This is a genomic window from Corallococcus sp. AS-1-12, assembly GCF_020036995.1.
GTDB lineage: Bacteria > Myxococcota > Myxococcia > Myxococcales > Myxococcaceae > Corallococcus.
In genome coordinates, this window is the sequence record NZ_JAIQDD010000001.1 from 440,377 (window position 1) to 458,019 (window position 17,643).

The window sequence follows — 17,643 nt, forward strand, 5'->3', positions numbered from 1 at the left end:
CCTGAACCTACTCCATCAGGCCCGTCAAGAGGACCGCCGTCCTCAGGCGGGGGCGCTGGCGGCGTCCTGGGAGAGCACCTCGCGGAGCTCCGCGATGGTGACGGAGAGGAGCACGGTGTCGCTCACCGAATGCACCAGGCGCGTCGGCACGTAGATGCGCCCCGCGTGGAAGTAGTTCCAGTAGACGCCGAACTGCTCGGACGCCTCCGACGTCAACTTCACCTGGATGGAGTCGATCTTCCAGGTCTCACTGTCGATGGACAGGGTCTCCACGTTGCCGAGCGCCTGTCCTCCGGCCGCGACGACCATGCGGCCCTGGGCGACGCTTTCCGCGAATTGCATGGGGCTGTTCCTCCGTTCATCGACGAAGGTGGGGATGCCGCGCGCGGAGTGCCGCCATCTCCGGGCGGCGGACGGTTCTCCGCATGCCTGCCCGGTGAAGCAGGCGTGAGGCGCGGGAGCGTCATCCCCCGTGCGGCGCCGCGTCAGACCCCCGCGGAGAGCTCCGCGGGCGCCTCCCGCTCCTTCTGGAATGGCCGGGCGTCCCGGGGCAGCGCCAGGCTGAAGGTCGTCCCTTCGCCCGGCTCGCTCGTCAACTCGACCCTTCCTCCATGGGCCTGAGCGCATCCCCACACCAGGGTGAGTCCCAGGCCCCAACCGCTCGACAGCTCCTTCTGCGCGGAGCGGGTCCGGAAGAAGGGCTGGAAGATGTTCTGCTGATCCCCACGGGGAATCATCCGGCCGTGGTTGTGCACGGAGACGCGTGCTCCCGCGTCGGTCGACGTGACGGTGAAGGTGACGGGGCGGTCGGCCGCGCCGTACTTGATGGCGTTGGTGCCCAGGTTCCACAAGGCACGGCGCAGCTCCTCCGCGCTCCAGATGCCCTGGACGTGTCCGTCCGCCTCGAGCACGAAGCGCTCACCATGGAGGGCCGTCAACTCCTCGACGACGTCGCGGGCAATCGCTCCCAGGTCGCACGCATCGAGCCGGAGGGGCAGGCGCTGGCCCGCCTCGATGCGGTTGGCGTCGAGGAGGTCCCTCACCATCTGGTCCGTCCGGTCGATGTTCCGGGTGATCTTCAGCGCCAGGTCGCGCCGCGCATCCAGCTTCTCCGGAGTGCGCAGGAGGGTCTGGGCCCCCATCTTCGCCGCCGACAGGGGACCGCGGAGATCATGGGCCAGGATGGTGACGAACTGCTCGCGCCGGCTTCGTTCGGCCTGGAGCGCCTCGACCTTCTCCTGGAGGTTCGCGTACAGCCGGGCGTTCTCCAGGTGGACGCTCAGGTGCTGGCCCAGGGTCTGGAGCCGCTGCTTCTCCTGGAGCGTGAACTCGCGGGTGGCCGTCAGGCCCACGTAGAGGACGCCGATCAGCGCGTGATGGGCGGGGAGCCGGACCCCCAACAGGGAGTGGATGCCTCCCCCGCGGAGGGACTCACCCACCACGAGCTCCGTGGTCCCCGCGTCCCAGAGCGAGCAGGTCTCCTCACCCGCCGCCGCGATGGTCCCGGCGAAGGTCGACAGGTCCATCGAGGCCGCGTAGCGCTCCAGTTGCTCATGCGCGCGCCCCGCCGAGGCCGCGGTGACCAGCCGCTCGTCCTTCGGCTCGTACAGGAGCAGGGCCGCGCTCTGGGCTCCCATGGCGTCGAGGATCACCTCGAGCAGCTCCGTCAGTTGTTTCCGGCTCCCCGGCCCGTCCAGCCCCGGGGATTCACTGGCCACCTTCTGGAGGAGCCGCAGGTAGCGCTTCTCCGTCTGCTCATCCTCCAGCAGGTATCTGCTGAAGAGGTCCGTGACGGCCTCCATGGCCGCATGCAGCGTGGTGAAGAGCCGCGCGACGTCCGCGACGTCGGGCTGGGCTTCAGGAGGCGCGGCGGACCACGCCCGGCAGATGCACCGGCCCAGGAGGGCGAACTCCTCGACGACCTCGGCCACGTGGAAGCCCTGGCGAAGCCGTGCGGAGACATGACTTTCGACGTGCCGCAGTTGCTCGCGAGTCGCCGAGCCATTCGACGCCTGGCCTGTGGCGAGGGAGGCGAGGTAGCGGGGCATGACGTTCCTGAACTCGGGCCCGTCCAGTCCCCGGGCGGACGCGGTCTGGGTCGCCTCGCCCACCCAGCACCGCAGGATGTCGGGGTGTTGGCTCCGGATGAACTCCGCGACGGTCGCCATGGCTCTTCCCTTGTCGCCCGAGCGGCGGCTGGCGGGCGACGCTGAATCGATGCGGGAAAGGTGGGCATCGCCGCTGGCGCGGGCGATGGGAGCGATGCCCGGGCCCCACGCCAGCGCCTCCAGGCGGGCGCAGGCGGCCCCTGGCTGGCCCCTCAGACGTCGATGCCGTCCCGGCGAAGTTCGTCCGGGTGGGCGAGCTGCGCCAGCGTCCCCTTCGGCGGCGCGTACCAGCCGGGATCGCCCTCTCCGTCCAGCCGGTCGCGCACCTTGAGGATGGTGAACATGCCTCCCATGGTGATTTCGTCGTAGGGGCCCTTGCCGCCGACCATGGGGATGGAGTTCGAGGGCATGGGCATGTGGTGCATGCCGGCCATGTCCCCCATGCCCGTCTGGCCCATCGTCATGTAGCCGGGCAGCAGCGGCCGCACCTTGGTGTCCAGGTCTCCGGGCTTCACGCCCACCATGTTCGGGATGCCGTGACCCATCTGGTTCATCACGTGGTGGGTCATGTGACAGTGCATCGCCCAGTCACCGGGTTCGTCCGCCACGAACTCGATGGTGCGCGTGCTGCCCGTGGGCACCAGCACCGTCGTCTCCGGCAACTGCGCGCTCGCCGGAATGCGGCCACCGTCCGTCTCCGTGATGCGGAACTGGAAGCCGTGCAGGTGGATGGGGTGGTGGTCCATCGCGCTCAGGTTGCCGAAGCGGATCCGCACCCGCTCGCCCTTGCGCACCACCAGCGGCGCCGTGCCCGGGAACGCCTTCGCGTTCATCGTCAGGATGTTGAAGTCCGTCATCTCGTTGGGGTCCGGCCGCCGCGTCCCCGGGTCGATGCGCCACTCGTGCAGCATGATGGCGAAGTCGCGGTCCACGCGCGGCCCCACCGGCCTGCGCGGGTGGATGATGAACAGGCCCACCATGCCCAGCGCCATCTGCGTCATTTCATCGTGGTGCGAGTGATACATGCACGTCCCCGCCTGCCGCACCGTGAACTCGTAGCGGTACGTCTCGCCCGGCGCGATGGCCTTCTGGTTCAGCCCGCCCACGCCGTCCATGCCGCTGGGGAGCAGGACGCCGTGCCAGTGCACCGTGGTGGACGCGGGCAGCCGGTTCGTGACGTAGAAGCGCACGCGGTCGCCCTCCACCACCTCGATGGTGGGCCCGTGCACGTGGCCGTTGTAGCCCCAGCACGTGGCCGTGAGGCCGGGCGCGAACTCGTGCTCCACCTCCTGGGCCACCAGGTGGAACACCTTCACGCCGCCCACGTTCTTCCACGGCAGCTTCGCGCCGTTGGGCACGACGACGGGGCGGTAGCCGCGGCCCGCCTCGCCGCCCGCGTCCGCCATGGACCCTTCGCGCGGAGCCTTCGCGCCGGGTGCGCTGGGTTGCGCCTGGGCGGAGCGGCCGTGCATCAGCAGGGCTCCCGTCGCCAGCGTGGCTCCGGTGCGCGCGAGCAGTCCCCGGCGCGTGAGGCCGGGGGAAGACTCGGGGGTTTCGGTGGGGCCCTGGGTTTCGTCAGTGGGATTCATGGTGCTCATGGGTGGGCTCGGGAGAAGGGGTGGGGGTGGGCGCGGGAGCGGGAGCGGCGGTGGAGGGCAGGCGTCCCCCCACGAGGCGCTCCAGGTCGGCCCGCGCCATCCAGTAGTCGCGGACCGTCTCCAGGTACGCCCTCCAGGCCTCCACCTGCTCGCGCCGAGCGATGAGGAGGCCGGGAAGGCCGATCTGCATGGCGTTGTACTGGCGTTGCGACTCCTCGAGGATGGTGGTGCGCAGCGGGAGCACGACCTTCTGGTAGCGCTCCGCCATGTTCCGCAGCGTCACCAGCTTCGCCCTGGCCGCGCGCACCTCCGAGCGGGCGTTGACCGCCAGCTCCATCAGCCGGCTCTCGCCCTGGCGGTGCTGCGCCTCCAGCTTCGCGATGAGCGCCTGACGTTGATCGAAGATGGGCAGCTCCAGCGACAGCGTGGGGCCCAGCAGCCGCGGCCCGTTCGCGTCCTGGTGCGTGTGCACGCCCACCTCCACGCGGCCGAAGAAGCGCGTGCTGCGCGCCAGCTCCAGCGCGTTCCACAACAGCGACGTCTGCTTGCGGGCCGCGTCGATGTCCAGCCGCTGCCGCATGGCAAGCGTCTCCAGGTGCTCCAGCGAGGACTCGGCGGCGGGGACCTCCGGCAGCTTCAGCGTCAGCTTCCACTGGACCCTCTCGCCGTACAGGCCCATCAGGCGGGTGAGGTGCTCACGCGCCTCCACCAGCGCCAGCTCGTCCTGCTCCAGCTCCAGCCGCGCCTGCTCCAGCGCGGCCTGCTCGGTGGCCAGCGCCAGCACCGTGATGTTGCCCGCGGCGCGCTGCCGCTGGGACAGGTCCGCCGCCGCGTCCGCGGCCTGGTACACCTCGCGGCGCAGCGCGACCAGTTGCTGCCGCGCCTGCACCTCCGTGAACGCCTGGCGGACCTCCGCCGTGGTGGCCAGCGCCTCGTGCGCGACGCGCAGCGTGTCCGCGAGGAACTGCTCCTTCGCCACGCGCTTGCGCAGGGGGAGCGTGAAGAGGTCCACGAAGCTCTGGACGATGGAGAACTCGTGCTCGACGCCGCCCTCCGAGGACAGCGGGAAGCCGATGCTCCCGTCGAAGGACGGGTTGGTGAGCAGCCCGGCCTGCACCATGTCCGCCTGGGACACGCCCAGCTCCTCGTACGTCCCCTGGAGCGCGGGGTTGTTGAGCAGCGCCACCTCCACCGCGCGGTCCGACGTGAGGTCGCCGGCCAGCAGGGCGTCCAGGTGTTGCTGGACCTGGGCGTCCTCCGGCGTCCCCTGGTTCCAACGCGTCTTCAAGCCCGTCCGCTCCTCCACGAGCGCCGCCACTTCCTGGTGACCGCGCTCCTTCTGGATGGACGCGCAGCCACCGAGCAGCAGAACCGCGAGGAGCCAGGGGGATTTCCAATTCACACGAGACCTCGAGAAGGGATGTGTCCGTACGGCAGCCAGGGCACCGGCGCCTGTCGAGCAAGGGCCGGGCCAGGGCGTCAGGTATCGCAACCCCATGGAATGACAGCGTCGGAAGCAACACGCTCGCATGGGCGCTTCGTGCCAGGTGTGACCGCGCACGTCACACTGTGATGCGCGGCGCGGCGTCCAGGCCGGGGGCCTCCAGCCGCCCCACGCCGGGGAGGAAGCGCCCCACGCGCGCCGCGTAGCGCTGATAGGCGGCGCCGTGCAGGCCGAGCAGGTGGTCCTCCTCCAGCCGCACCTGGAGCGACACCAGCAGCACGTAGTCGAGCCAGCCCATCACGGTCCACGCGCTCGGGGCCGCGAGCGCCATGCCCGTCACCACGACGAGCATCCCGCTGAAGATGGGGTTTCGCACGACGCCGAAGAGGCCCCGCGTCACCAGCTCCGTCCGCTCCGAGTCGATGCCGATGCGCCACGACGCGCCCATCTCCACCTGGGCCCGCACGGTGAAGGCGAACCCCACGGCCACCAGGGCCCAGCCGCTCCACCGGAGCGCGTCCGGCACGCGCCACACGCCCAGCGCCTGCTCCCCGAAGGCCAGGTGCGCCGCGCTCCAGAGCACGATGGCCCCCATGAACAGCGCCATGCCCGCGCCGATGACGCGCTGGAGCGGCGGGCCGGAGCGGTGCAGCACCAGCGCCGGGCGGCCCGTGCGGCGGCGCAGGCGCACCGACGGCAACACCATGGCGAAGAGGAGGAAGGCGAGGGTGGCGGCGGGCAGGGCCGGCCGGGTGAAGGTGGCGACGTCCATGGGTGACCTCCCACTGCGTTCACCCCCGCTGACGCCCGGCCCCGCGCGCTCTTACAGCGGATTCTTCACGCGGGCGCGCAGTCGCAGTCCACGCAGCCCTGCGCGCAGCAGTGGCCGCACAGCTCCACCAGCCGCGCGCCCAGGGCCTTCCGGGCGCGGTGCAGGCGCACCGCGGCGTTGTTGGCGGAGAGGCCCGCCTCCTTCGCGTACGCGGCCACGGTGAGCCCCTCCAGGTCCACCCGGCGCACGGCTTGCGCGTACTCGGGCTTGAGCGTCCCCGCGAGCCCCGCCACGCACCCGCACACCGTCGCCTCCAGGCCGCTCGCGTCCTCGGTGGACAGGGGCTGCTCGTGGGCCAGCGACTCCAGCGTGGAGACCTCCCGCTGGCCCCGGCGGTGGCGGTCCACCAGGGCGTTGCGCAGCAGCCGGTAGAACCAGGCCACCGCGCTCTGCTCCTCGCGCAGCGCGCCCCCCTGTTCCATGCCCTTCACGAACGCGGCCTGAAGCACCTCGCGCGCCGCCTCCTGGCTCCCCACGCGCGGCGTGAGGAACGCGAGGAACGCGTGGTGATGGCGCAAGAGCGCGTCCATGGCTTCGGGCGACAGGCTCATGCCGCGGGCCTTCTAGCAGCCCTGCGCGCCGCGAGGCGCTCCTGGAACCCGTGCACCAGCGCGTAGAACGTGGGCAGGGCCAGCAGCGTGAAGAGGGTGGACGTGACGAGCCCGCCCACCATCACCACCGCCAGGGGACGCTCAATCTCCGTCCCGTGCAGCGGCAGCACCAGCAGCGGCAGGAGCCCGAGGATGGCCGTGCCCGCGGTCATCAGCTTGGGCCGCACGCGGCCGAGGCTCGCCTCGCGCACGGCCTCCGCGAAGGGCCTGCCCCGGTGCATCAGGTCCTTCGTCTGCGCCACGAGCACCAGGCCGTTCTGCACCGCGATGCCGAACAGGCCGATGAGGCCCACCAGGCTGGAGACGTTCCAGGTCTCGCCCGCGAGGAGCAGCGCGAGGATGCCGCCCACGAACGCGTCCGGCAGCGTGGCCAGGATGACCAGCGCCTCCGCCACGGAGTCCAGCGCGAGGTACAGCAGGACGAACACCGCCAGCAGCGCCAGGGTGATGGCCACGGTCAGCGCCTGCGCCGCGCGCTCCTGGCTCTCCACCTTGCCGCCCACGTCCACGAAGTAGCCCGTGGGCAGCTTCAACTGCGCGGCCAGCAGCTCCCGCACCTCCGCCGCCGTGCTGCCCAGGTCGCGGCCGGACACGCCCGCCTCCACCGCGATGCGCCGGCTGCCCGCCTCGCGGCGCACGCTCCCCGCGCCGGAGGTCTCCTCGATGGTGGCCAACTGGCTCAGCGGGATGCGCGTGCCGTCGTGCCCGTCCACCAGCAGGTTGCGGATGGCGTTCACGTCCCCCCGGCGGTGGTCCGCCAGCCGGAGCACCAGGTCGTAGCGGCGCTGGCCCCGCCAGATCTGCGCGGCCTCCTCACCCACCAGCCCCACGCGCACGGCCCGGATGACGTCCCCGGGCGTGAGCCCCACGCGCGCCACCGCCGCGCGGTTCACCGCGACGCGCAACTGGGGCAGGCCGCTCAGCCGCTCCACCCGCAGGTCCTCCACGCCCTCCACCTTCGCCATCAGCGCGCGTGCCTTCTCCGCGAGCTGCGCCAGGGTGTCCAGGTCCGGCCCGAAGACGCGCACGGAGAGGTCCGCGGGGCTGCCGCCCAGCCCCTCGTCGATGCGCATCCCCAGCGGCGTGGTGAAGAGCACCGACACGCCGGGCACCTTCTCCACCGCCTCGCGCATCCGCGACTCCAGCGCCTCGCGGCCGCCCGTCGAGTCCTTCTTGAGGACCACCAGCACGTCGGACAGGGTGTGGGGCATCGGGTCCTCGGTGCGCTCGGCGCGGCCGGTGCGGCGCACCACGTCCTCCACCTCCGGGAACCCGCGCAGCACGTCCTCCACGCGGTGGTTGAGGCGGTCCACCTCGTCCAGGGACGCCTCCGGGGGCAGCACCGTCTGGAGGAGGAAGGCGCCCTCGTCCAGCCTGGGCATGAAGTCGCTGCCCACCAGGAAGGCCAGGCCCAGCGCGGGCACGGTGATGGCCAGCGCCACCACGCGCACCAGGCCCGCGTGGCGCATGCACCGGTCCAGGAGCGGCGCGTACGCGGCCTTCACCTTGCGGATGAGCCACACGTCCTCCTGCGAGTCCTCGCGCGGCGCGCGTAGGAACAGCCCCGACACCACCGGCACCAGCGTGAGCGCCAGCGCGAGCGACGCGGCCAGGCACGCCACCACCGCCGCAGCGAGCGGCTGGTACATGCGGCCCTCGATGCCCGTCATCGCGAAGAGCGGGATGAACACCGCGACGACGATGAGCGTGGCGAAGGCGATGGGGCGGCCCACCTCCAGCGCCGCCGCCAGCGCCTCTTCGCGCACCGGGCGGCGGCCCTTGCCCTCGCGCAGGTCGTGGATGACGTTCTCCACGACGATGATGGCCGCGTCCACCAGCAGGCCCACCGCGATGGCCAGCCCGCCCAGCGTCATCGTGTTCAACCCGATGCCCGCCGCCTTGAGCAGCAGCCCCGCCAGCGCCAGCGACAGGGGCAGGGTGAGCGTGACGATGAGCGCCGCGCGCCAGTCCCCCAGCAGCAGGAAGAGCACGCCCACCACCAGGAACGCGCCCAGCAGGATGGCCCGCCCCACGCCTCCCAGCGCGGAGCCCACCAGCTCCGACTGATCGTAGACGACGCGCAGGTGCACGCCCGGCGGCAGCGAGCGGCGCAGCTCTTCGATGGCCGCGCGAACGCCTTCGGCCACGCGCACGGTGTCCGCGCCGAACTGCTTGCTCACGCGGCAGCTCACCACCTCGCCGTCCAGCCGGTGCGCCATGCCCCGGCGCACCGCGGGGGCCTCGCGCACGTCCGCCACGTCCCCCAGCAGCACCGGCGTCCCGTCCCGCAGCGCGACCACGGTGTTGTTCAGGTCCTCCACCGTCTCCGCCCGGCCCACCGCGCGCACGGCCCACTCCATGGGGCCCTGCGTGACGAAGCCTCCGGCCGCGTTGACGCTGGCGCCCTCCAGGCCGTGCTGCACCTCGTCCAGGGTGATGCCGCGCGCGACCAGTTGATCCGGATCCAACAGCACCTGGAACTGGCGCAGGTAGCCGCCCAGCCGCTCCACGCCCGACACGCCGGGCACCGCCAGCAGGCGGTTCTTGATGTCGAAGTCCGCCAGGTCGCGCAGCGCCATCAGGTCCGCGGTGCCGGGCTCCGCCTCCAGCGTGAACTCGAAGACTTCGTTGAGCCGGCCGGTGAGGCTGGACACGAGCGGCGCGTCGGTGCCCAGGGGCAGCTCGCCCTCCACCTGCGCCACGCGCTCCGCCACGTACTGGCGGCTGCGGAAGTAGTCCGCGTCCGGTTCGAACTCCACCGTCACCTGCGTGACGCCCAGTTGGGACGTGGAGCGGATGCGGCGCACCTCGGGCAGGCCCGCCAGCGCCACCTCCATGGGGATGGCCACCGCCGTCTCCAGCTCCTCGGCGCCCATGGCCGGGTTCTGCACGATGACGTTGAAGATGGGCGCGGACAGGTCCGGGAACACGTCCTGGCGCAGGTTGCGCAGCGCCACCGCGCCAAAGGCCGCCATCGCCAGGACGATGAGCACCGTCAGCCCGGGCCGGGCGAAGGACGCGCGGAGGATGCGCCCCGGCAACGTCTCGCGGGGATCAGTGGCCATGTTCATCGCCTCCGCCCTGGGACTTCTCCACTTCGGCCTTGAGGAGGAACGCGCCCTCCACCACCACCTCGTCGCCCACGGAGAGCCCCTTGAGCACCTCCACCTGCGTGCCCAGGCTGCGGCCCCGGCCCACCTCGCGCTGCTCGAAGACGCCGGCCTCCGGCGTGGGAAGGAAGACCACCCAGCCGTTCGCCAGCCGCTGGAGCGCTGGCGCCGGCACGGCCGTGAGCGTGGCGCCCGGATCCCCCAGCGGGAGGGACGCCGACGCGGACATGCCCGGCCTGAGCAGCCCCTTGCCGTTGTCCAGCTCCAGGCGCACGGGGATGGTGCGGCTGCGCGGATCCACCTGCTGTCCCACGTGCCCCACCTTCGCGGCGAACTCCTGGCCCGGGAACGCGGCCAGGGTGACGCGCGCGTCCGCGCCGGGCTTCAGGCGCACCGCGTCCCGCTCGAACGCGTGCACGATGAGCCACAGCGACGACAGGTCTCCGACGCGGAAGAGCGGCTGGGAGGGATCCGCCATCTGCCCCAGCCGCGCGGTGCGCTCCACGACGGTGCCGTCGATGGGCGCCTTGAGCACGAAGCCGGACGTGCCATCCCCTCCGGGGCCGCCCGCGCCCAGCGCCGTGAGCGCGGCCTTCGCGGCGGCGACCTCCGCCTCGGCGGCGGCGGCGTCCGCTTCAGCGGCCTGCGCGTCCTTGCGCGCGACGATGCGCTCCTCGGCCAGCGTGCGCTTGCGGTCCGCGGCCTGACGGGCGGCGGCGGCGCGGGCCTGGGCGGCCTGGAGGTCCGCGCGGGCACGGCCCAGCTCCGGACTCTGGAGCTCCGCCAGCCGCTGGCCCTGCTTCACGGCCTGGCCCGTCGTCACGGCGACGGAGGCCACGCGCGCGGAGACCGGCGAGGCCACCTCCGCGTAGGCGTCCTCGCTGAAGGTCAGCTCGCCCAGCGCGGTGACGCTCTCTCCGCCCGGGCGGGCCTCCACCTTCTCGGTGGTGACGCGCAGGTCCCGGAGCATCTCCTGGGGGACGTGCACGTGGATGACGTCCCCGGACTCGACGTGGAGCTTCTCCGGGGCCGCCTCGTCGTGGCCGTGTTCGTGCGCGTCGTCGTGTTCGGACCTGGAGGACTTGCAGGCGGTGAGGCCCACGAGGACGGACAGCAGCAGCAGGGTGGGCTTCATGGCAGGACTCCCGTCTCGACTTCCAACTGCACCCGGGCCAGGGCCAATCGCAGCAGGCCTTCCAGCCACGCGGCCCGCGTCTCCAATGTGTCGCGCCGGACGAGGAGGAAGGCCGCGAGGTCCATCTCCCCGGCGTCATAGGACCGCTGCGCCAGCGCCTCGTTGTCATCCAGGAGCGGCAGCACCTGCTCCAGGTCCCCGAGGGCGGCCAGGCTCGCGCGGTAGCGGTGGCGCGCGGCCTGGACCTGGGCGGGCACGACGGTGCGCGCGGCGGCGAGCTCCTGTCCGGCGCGGCTCGCCTCCGCCTCGCCCACGAGGCGCGCCTCCTGGCCGCGGGCGAAGAGGGGCAGGGGCACGCTGAGCGTCCCCAGGAACACCGTCTCGTCCGCCTCCTTCTGGTAGCGCGCGCCCACCGTCACGTCCGGCAGCACCTGGCGCCGGCCCAGCGTCGCGGCGGCCTCCGCCTGGACCTGCTCCTGCTCCAGCGCCACCAGGTCCGCGCGCGCTCCCGCGCCGTCCGGCACGTCGCGGACCGGCGCCCGCGCGAGCGACCACAGGTCATCGTCGTAGGTGGCCTGGGGGCTCGCGCGCTGGCCCACGCGCGCCTCCAACTCCTCGCGCAGCGCCTGGACCTCGCCGGTGGCGACCTGGACCTCCGCGCGGGCGCGGGCGTGGGCCACCTTCGCCACGTTCACGTCCACGGCCGGGACGTCACCGGCCGCGTAGCGCCGCTCCGTGGCCTGGACGGTGCGCTCCGCCGCTTCCGCCGCGGCCTCCACCAGCTTCCGCCGCTCCCGGGCTTGCAGCAGGCGGAGGTAGGCGGCGGCCACGTCCCCCAACAGGAGCCGCTCCGCGTCGCGCAGGCGGGCTCCCTCCAGGGACAGGCCCGCGCGCGCCACCTCGCGCCGCAGGCCCTGCTTGCCGCCCAGCTCGAAGGGCTGCGCCAGGCCCACCGCGAGGTCCAGGCCATGGTCTCCCGTGGGGAGCCTGCGCGAGCCCACCTGGACGTCGAGCTGGGGGTTCTCGCGCAAGAGCGGCGCGGCGCTCGCCAGGGGCCCCTGGGCGGCGCGCACGCGGGCCCGGGCCTGGACCAGCGCCGGGGCGTGCTCGCGCGCCAGGGCGAGGGCGTCCTGGAGGGAGATTCGGGAGGGATCCGCGCCACCAGGGCGCGGCCAGAGGATGACGGCGGCCAGCCCGAGGGCGGCCGTCGCGGAACGGATGGGCACGGAAGAGGACCTCTTGCGGAAGGCGGGCCGCGCGCACCCATGCACCCGGGCAGGAGGCCGGGCACACCGGTGGCGGGGCGCGAGCGAACGACGGCGGACGCGAGCCTTAAGCCAGAGGGACTATGGGGGGATGGAGGATGTCGTCCGCGTCGGCGGAGGACGGCTCCAGGGCTTCGGGGGTGATGGGGGGCTCCCGGAACAGGGAGTCCACGAGGCCCGGCAGCGGTACGGCGACGGCCAGGGGCCTGACGTGCGAGCAGCAGGCGCAGTCCACGCAGGTGGGGGCGCACTGGCCCTGCGCGTCGTCATCCGCGCAGCCCGTGAGGCACGTCTCCGCCTGTTGCGCCGGCCCGAAGGCGTGCGCGAGCCCGCCCCCGATGGGAGCGAGCAGCAGCAGGCAGAGGAAGAGCCAGAGTCGGAGCACTGGAGCGGTCTTCTAGCACGCCCTGGCGGAAGTGCACACGCGACGGCAGGGCGGGCGGCGCGGGGAGCGCTGCTCAGCCGCCAATGCCCTTGCGCAGCCGGGACCAGTCGAAGTTGGCCGCCGGGTCGTCCTTGCGGCCCTTGGGCACGGCCACGTCCTTGTGCCCCAGGATGTTCTTCATGGGCACGTCGTACTCCTGCTTCAGGTAGCCCACGAGCTTCGTCAGCGACTTGTACTGCGCCTCCGTGAAGGCCGTCTTGCCGCTGCCGTCGTTGACGATCTCGATGCCGATGGAGCGCGCGTTCACGTCCGTGGGGACGCCGTGCAGCTCCCCCTTGCCCGCGTGCCAGGCGCGCTTGTCGTCACCGACGAGCTGGTAGATCTTCCCGTCGCGGTCCAGCATGTAGTGCGCGGACACCTTGCTGTCCTTGTTGCGCATCCACGACAGGTCCCCGGAGCCGTTGTTGGTGCCGGTGTGGTGCAGCACGATGGTGTCGATGTCCGCGCCGTTGCGCGAGTCGCTGTTGGGCGAGGGCGCGCTGATGACCGCCGGCTTGGTGAACTTCCCCGGCTCCGTGGGCGGAGGCGTCGTCGTCTTGAGCGCCTTCGTCAGCGCCGCCGCCGTCTGCGGCCCGTAGTAGCCGGTGGCGGAGATCTTGTGGGCCGTCTGGAACTTCTTCACCGCCGCCTCGGTCTGCGGCCCGAAGGAGCCGGCGCCCGTGTTCATCTGCGCCTGCGTCATGTAGCCCAGCTTCACCAGCCCCTGCTGGAGCTGCTTCACCTTCGCCCCGGAGTCCCCCTTGCCCAGGCCGGCCGGCGGCGCCGTGAGGGCCGTGGACGCGGCCGCCGCGCGCGTGGGAGCGGCGGTGCGGGGCGCGGTGGCGGCGGTGCTCGCGGGCGCGGTGGCGGTGGCGCGGGGGGACGTGGCGCGGACAGTCATGGTGAAAGATTCCAGGAATAGTGGAGAGCTGTTGCTTTCGCGATTATCGGCGGCGTGGGCGGGAAGTTGTGTGACGGACGTGTTCCATCAACTGCCGGTGGCGCGGCGCGGAGGCTCGGCGCGTCCGGCCGCGTCCGTGCGCACCTGGGAGTACGGATCCAGCGGATCCCCGCCCAGCGCCTCCAGTGACACCGGGGTGCCCAGGCCCATGCGCCGCGCGTGATCCAGCAGCAGGCGCGTCACCACGTGGTCCTCCAGCGCGTGGCCGGTGGAGTCGAACACCGTGTTGCGCTCGCGCCAGCCCTCGAACTCCTCCGGCTGCTGCACCACGGTGGCCAGGTCCGGGCCAATCTGGTCCGGGTGGAGCTGCTGGCACTCGCCCTCCAGGCGCGCCTGGGCGGGGAAGTCCGGAACGACGAGGCTGCGCCGCAGGAGCGCCAGCGGCAGCTCCGCCTTGCCCGGCTGGTCCGAGCCCACCGCGTTGACGTGCGCGTGCGGCCGGAGCGCGTGGCCGGAGATGACGGCCCCGGCGCCCGGCGCGACGGTGGTCGCGGTGCAGAGGATGTCCGAGCGCAGCTCCAGGTCCGGCAGCAGCGTGGGCCGCACGTCCAGCCCCAGGAACGCCACGCGCCGCACGAAGGAGCGCGCCGCGTCCGGATCCACGTCGTGCACCAGCACCTGCTCCAGCCGGAACACGCGGCTGAGCGCGTGCAACTGGGACACGGCCTGCGCGCCGCAGCCCACCAGCCCCAGCACCCGGCTGTCCGGGGACGCCAGGTAGCGGCTGGCCACCGCCGACGCCGCGCCCGTGCGCAGCGCCGTGGCGAACACGCCGTCCATCACGGCGACCAGGTGGCCCGTCCGCGCGTCATAGACGCTGTGGGACGCCACCAGGGTAGGCAGCCCCGAGTCCCCCCGGTTGCCGGGGAGGGAGGCGGCCACCCGCACGGTCAGGCTGTCCCCGCGCCGCAGGGCGGGCATCCAGCCCATCGTCCCGGAGGGCCGCGGGTCGCCCGCCACCTGGAAGCCCTCCCGCTTGGGCACCTGGAGGACGGACTCGTCCAGCTCCCGCAGCGCCACGGTGAGCGCCTGGATGAGCTCATCCATCAGGACGTCCAGCCCCACGCCTTCCACGAGCGCGCGCAGGTCTGTGGGGCCGAGCAACAGGGTGCGGGGAAGCGGGGGCGTCATGCGCGCGGAGTCTACGCCCCTGACAGGAATTGCAACGGGTCAGTTTTGATTACGAATTCCTGTCTTGCTGTGGCTTTTGAATACAGGTGCAGGGAAGAAGGCGGCGAAGGGGCCGTGTTGGAACCGGGCGCTCGACATCCGGCGGCTCCGCGTGGCCCCGGCCTCGTGCCCGCACCCCGAGCCGCACCACCCTCAACGCCCGAGTGAACGCCTCCTTGAAGCCCTCCGTTCCCAGGACGCCCGTGCTCACCGCCGTCTCCGATGTGTCCGCCCACCCCCGCGCCGATGAGGCGCCTGATGCTCCCCGCGCGCGCGTCCTCCTGGTGGACGATACACCGTCGAACCTGCTCGCCCTGGAGGCCATCCTGGAGCCGCTTGGCCAGCAGGTGGTGTCGGTGCGCTCCGGCGACGAGGCGCTGAAGGCGCTGCTGCTGGACGAGTACGCGTGCGTGCTGATGGACGTGCAGATGCCGGGGCTGGATGGCCTGGAGACGGCGCGCCTGGTGCGCACCCGCGAGCGCACGAGGCACCTGCCCATCCTCTTCATCACCGCGCTCAGCCGGGAAGCGGCCTACGTCACCCGGGGCTACGAATACGGCGCGGTGGACTACCTCCTCAAGCCCGTGGACCCGGACATCCTGCGCGCCAAGGTGTCGGTGTTCGTGGAGCTGTACCTGCGCGGAGAGAAGCTGCGGCAGCAGGCGCTGGAGCTGGCGGAGCGCCGTCGCGTGGAGGAGGAGCTGCAGCGCGCGACGGAGCTCGAGCAGCAGTTGGTGGGGATCGTGGGGCACGACATCCGCACGCCGCTCTCGGCCATCCTCGCCACGGCCCACGGCCAGTTGTCGCGCGAGCTGCTGCCGGAGGCCCAGCGCAAGGCCTTCGAGCGCGTGGCCCGGGGCGGCGAGCGCATCCAGCGCATCGTGGACCAGTTGCTGGACTTCACCCGCGCGCGCGTGGGCGGCGGCATCCCGGTGGTGCCCGGCGCGGGAGACCTCAACGAGCTGTGCCGCAAGCTCGCGGACGAGCTGCGCGCGGCCAGGCCGGAGCGCTCCATCCTGTGCGACTTCGCCCGCGACAGCCTCCCGGGCGTCTGGGACCTGGACCGGCTGGCGCAGGTGGTGGCCAACCTGCTGGACAACGCGCTCAAGTACAGCCCGCCGGACACGCCCGTGCGCCTGCGCACCTATGAGCAGGGCGCGGACACCGTCCACCTGGAGGTCCAGAACGCCGGGGCCCCCATCCCCGCGCACGTGCTGCCCACGCTCTTCCAGCCCTTCCGCCGCGGCGACGGCCCGGGCCAGCGCGAGAGCCTGGGCCTGGGGCTCTACATCGCGCGAAGCATCGTGGAGGCCCACGGCGGCACCCTCCGGGTGGAATCCACCCCGGACGCCGGTACGATCTTCTCGATGTGTCTTCCGCGTCAGGCTTTGGTTGAGCCGCGCGCGCACTCCGCCTGCGCGGGCTTCGCCGAGCCGATGACGGCCTGAAACACAAGGCCGTCCGCGTCACGGACAAGAGATTGCAGTCCCGGCTGATTACTCCATGGCAAAGGCATACAACAATCCATCCACATCAAAACCTCTCACAAGATGAGGCAAGGATGTGGAGGGTTTGCTACAATGCCAGACGTCCGGGAGCCGGTCCGTCCGGGCGCGAAGTGTGTCCGCTTTGGGGAGGGTGCGCGACAGATGAACGACAACTCGACGTGGATTCCCGTGGATGGAAGCGACCCGATGCGTGCGTGGGTGCGACGCCCCGCCTCTGGAACGGGTCCGGCCCTGCTGCTGCTGATGGTGGAGGCGTTCGAGGGCAACGCCCACCTGAAGCTGATGGCCGAGCGCTTCAGTGAAGAGGGCTACGTGGTGGTGGTGCCGGACCTCGCCTCGCGCGGGGAGCCGGAGGAGGTGGACCTCAAGCCGGTGGTGGCCTGGGCGCGCTCGCTTCCGGAGGTGGTGGGGCTCCGGGGGAAGAAGCAGGTCGGCGCGCTGGGCTACGGGCTGGGCGGGACGCTGGCCGCGCAGTTGGCGGCGCACGCGCACGTGGACTGCGCGGTGGCCTACTGCGCGCCGGGCATGGAGGACGTGCTCGCGCAGGCGGGTGAGAACGCGGTCCCCATGGTGCTCCACTACGCGGAGTGGGACGGCTTCGTGCCCCCGGCCGCGGTGGCGCGGGTGAAGCAGCACGTGAGCGTCGACGTGGAGCTGTACGTGTATCAGGGCGTGCGCCACGGCTTCTTCCGCGAGGGGTCGCCGGCCTGGCACCGGCCCTCCATGATGACGGCGCACACGCGCACGCTCGCGCTGCTCAAGCGCGTGATGGGGCCGCGCTACGACCTGGCCGCGCTGTGGGACAAGCACACGGAGCTGGAGTTCGCCGCCCGGGACGCGGCCGCGACCATGAAGACCATGGTGTCGCACCCGTACGTCAACAGCGTGCCGGTGATGACGGGGGGCGTGGGCGCGGAGTACCTGCACCGCTTCTACGAAAACCACTTCGTGCACGCCAACCCCAAGGACACGAAGATGACCCTGCTGTCGCGCACGGTGGGCGCGGACCGCGTGGTGGACGAGTTCATCTTCAGCTTCACCCACGACGTCGAGATGGACTGGATGCTCCCGGGCATCCCGCCCACCGGGAAGTACGTGGAGGCGGCCTTCGTCGCGGTGGTGAACTTCCGCGGCGACAAGCTCTACCACGAGCACATCTACTGGGATCAGGCCTCCGTGCTCGTGCAACTGGGCCTGATTGACAGGAAGGGCCTGCCCGTCACCGGCGCCGAGGCCGCCCACAAGCTGCTGGATGAGACCCTCCCGTCCAACACCCTGATGGGGAAGTGGGACGAGAGCGCGCCCTCCAACCTCAAGGCCGGCTGACGCGGCCGGGTTGACCCCCGCGCCCCGGGTTCGTCGCTACCCAGGGCGCGGTGTCTGACTTTCACGGGCCGGCATGCGCGCGGCCATTGCGCCGGCTCCTCTGGATTGTCCACAATGCGGCACCTCGCTGGATGGTCCAGGGGGGCTTCGT

General features: G+C 72.0%; 14 protein-coding genes. 2 read left to right on the forward strand and 12 right to left on the reverse strand.

What is annotated here, in order from left to right:
• Nucleotides 1-42: 42 nt before the first annotated feature.
• The 12 genes from K8556_RS01610 to K8556_RS01665 form a co-directional block, all read right to left on the reverse strand.
• Nucleotides 43-342 carry a PRC-barrel domain containing protein gene (locus K8556_RS01610; RefSeq protein WP_223738258.1) on the reverse strand — a complete coding sequence of 100 codons (300 nt, stop codon included), beginning with the start codon at nucleotides 340-342 and terminating at the stop codon, nucleotides 43-45.
• A 143-nt stretch (nucleotides 343-485) separates the two neighbouring features.
• Nucleotides 486-2,168: a GAF domain-containing sensor histidine kinase gene (locus K8556_RS01615; RefSeq protein ID WP_223738259.1), complete on the reverse strand. Its 1,683-nt coding sequence runs from the start codon at nucleotides 2,166-2,168 to the stop codon at nucleotides 486-488.
• A 152-nt stretch (nucleotides 2,169-2,320) separates the two neighbouring features.
• Nucleotides 2,321-3,706 carry a multicopper oxidase family protein gene (locus K8556_RS01620; RefSeq protein WP_223738260.1) on the reverse strand — a complete coding sequence of 462 codons (1,386 nt, stop codon included), beginning with the start codon at nucleotides 3,704-3,706 and terminating at the stop codon, nucleotides 2,321-2,323.
• Nucleotides 3,684-5,108, reverse strand: a complete 1,425-nt coding sequence (locus K8556_RS01625) for a TolC family protein (protein ID WP_223738261.1) — start codon at nucleotides 5,106-5,108, stop codon at nucleotides 3,684-3,686. The genes K8556_RS01620 and K8556_RS01625 overlap by 23 nt, the downstream gene beginning before the upstream one ends.
• A 160-nt stretch (nucleotides 5,109-5,268) precedes the next feature.
• Nucleotides 5,269-5,922: an isoprenylcysteine carboxylmethyltransferase family protein gene (locus tag K8556_RS01630; RefSeq protein WP_223738262.1), complete on the reverse strand. Its 654-nt coding sequence runs from the start codon at nucleotides 5,920-5,922 to the stop codon at nucleotides 5,269-5,271.
• Nucleotides 5,923-5,987: 65 nt separating this feature from the next.
• Entirely contained in the window at nucleotides 5,988-6,533 is a 546-nt protein-coding gene (locus K8556_RS01635; RefSeq protein ID WP_223738263.1) for an RNA polymerase sigma factor, read from the reverse strand.
• Nucleotides 6,530-9,658, reverse strand: a complete 3,129-nt coding sequence (locus K8556_RS01640) for an efflux RND transporter permease subunit (protein WP_223738264.1) — start codon at nucleotides 9,656-9,658, stop codon at nucleotides 6,530-6,532. The genes K8556_RS01635 and K8556_RS01640 overlap by 4 nt, the downstream gene beginning before the upstream one ends.
• A complete protein-coding gene (locus K8556_RS01645; protein ID WP_223738265.1) occupies nucleotides 9,648-10,838 on the reverse strand; it encodes an efflux RND transporter periplasmic adaptor subunit in 1,191 nt (396 codons plus the stop codon). The genes K8556_RS01640 and K8556_RS01645 overlap by 11 nt, the downstream gene beginning before the upstream one ends.
• Nucleotides 10,835-12,064: a TolC family protein gene (locus tag K8556_RS01650; protein ID WP_223738266.1), complete on the reverse strand. Its 1,230-nt coding sequence runs from the start codon at nucleotides 12,062-12,064 to the stop codon at nucleotides 10,835-10,837. The genes K8556_RS01645 and K8556_RS01650 overlap by 4 nt, the downstream gene beginning before the upstream one ends.
• Before the next feature lie 106 nt (nucleotides 12,065-12,170).
• Nucleotides 12,171-12,488: a hypothetical protein gene (locus tag K8556_RS01655; RefSeq protein ID WP_223738267.1), complete on the reverse strand. Its 318-nt coding sequence runs from the start codon at nucleotides 12,486-12,488 to the stop codon at nucleotides 12,171-12,173.
• Nucleotides 12,489-12,561: 73 nt separating this feature from the next.
• Nucleotides 12,562-13,428 carry an N-acetylmuramoyl-L-alanine amidase gene (locus tag K8556_RS01660; RefSeq protein ID WP_223738268.1) on the reverse strand — a complete coding sequence of 289 codons (867 nt, stop codon included), beginning with the start codon at nucleotides 13,426-13,428 and terminating at the stop codon, nucleotides 12,562-12,564.
• An 87-nt stretch (nucleotides 13,429-13,515) separates the two neighbouring features.
• Complete coding sequence (locus K8556_RS01665; protein ID WP_223738269.1) at nucleotides 13,516-14,619, reverse strand: ornithine cyclodeaminase family protein; 1,104 nt, start codon at nucleotides 14,617-14,619, stop codon at nucleotides 13,516-13,518.
• Between the two features lie 215 nt (nucleotides 14,620-14,834).
• On the opposite strand from K8556_RS01665, the gene K8556_RS01670 reads away from it, so the two are divergent.
• Together K8556_RS01670 and K8556_RS01675 are read left to right on the forward strand one after the other, a co-directional pair.
• The gene (locus K8556_RS01670; protein WP_223738270.1) at nucleotides 14,835-16,106 is read left to right on the forward strand and encodes an ATP-binding protein; all 1,272 of its coding nucleotides are present in this window, start codon (nucleotides 14,835-14,837) and stop codon (nucleotides 16,104-16,106) included.
• 201 nt (nucleotides 16,107-16,307) lie between these two features.
• On the forward strand, nucleotides 16,308-17,492 hold the full coding sequence (locus tag K8556_RS01675) for an alpha/beta fold hydrolase (protein WP_223738271.1): 1,185 nt from the start codon (nucleotides 16,308-16,310) through the stop codon (nucleotides 17,490-17,492).
• The last annotated feature ends 151 nt before the right edge of the window (nucleotides 17,493-17,643 follow it).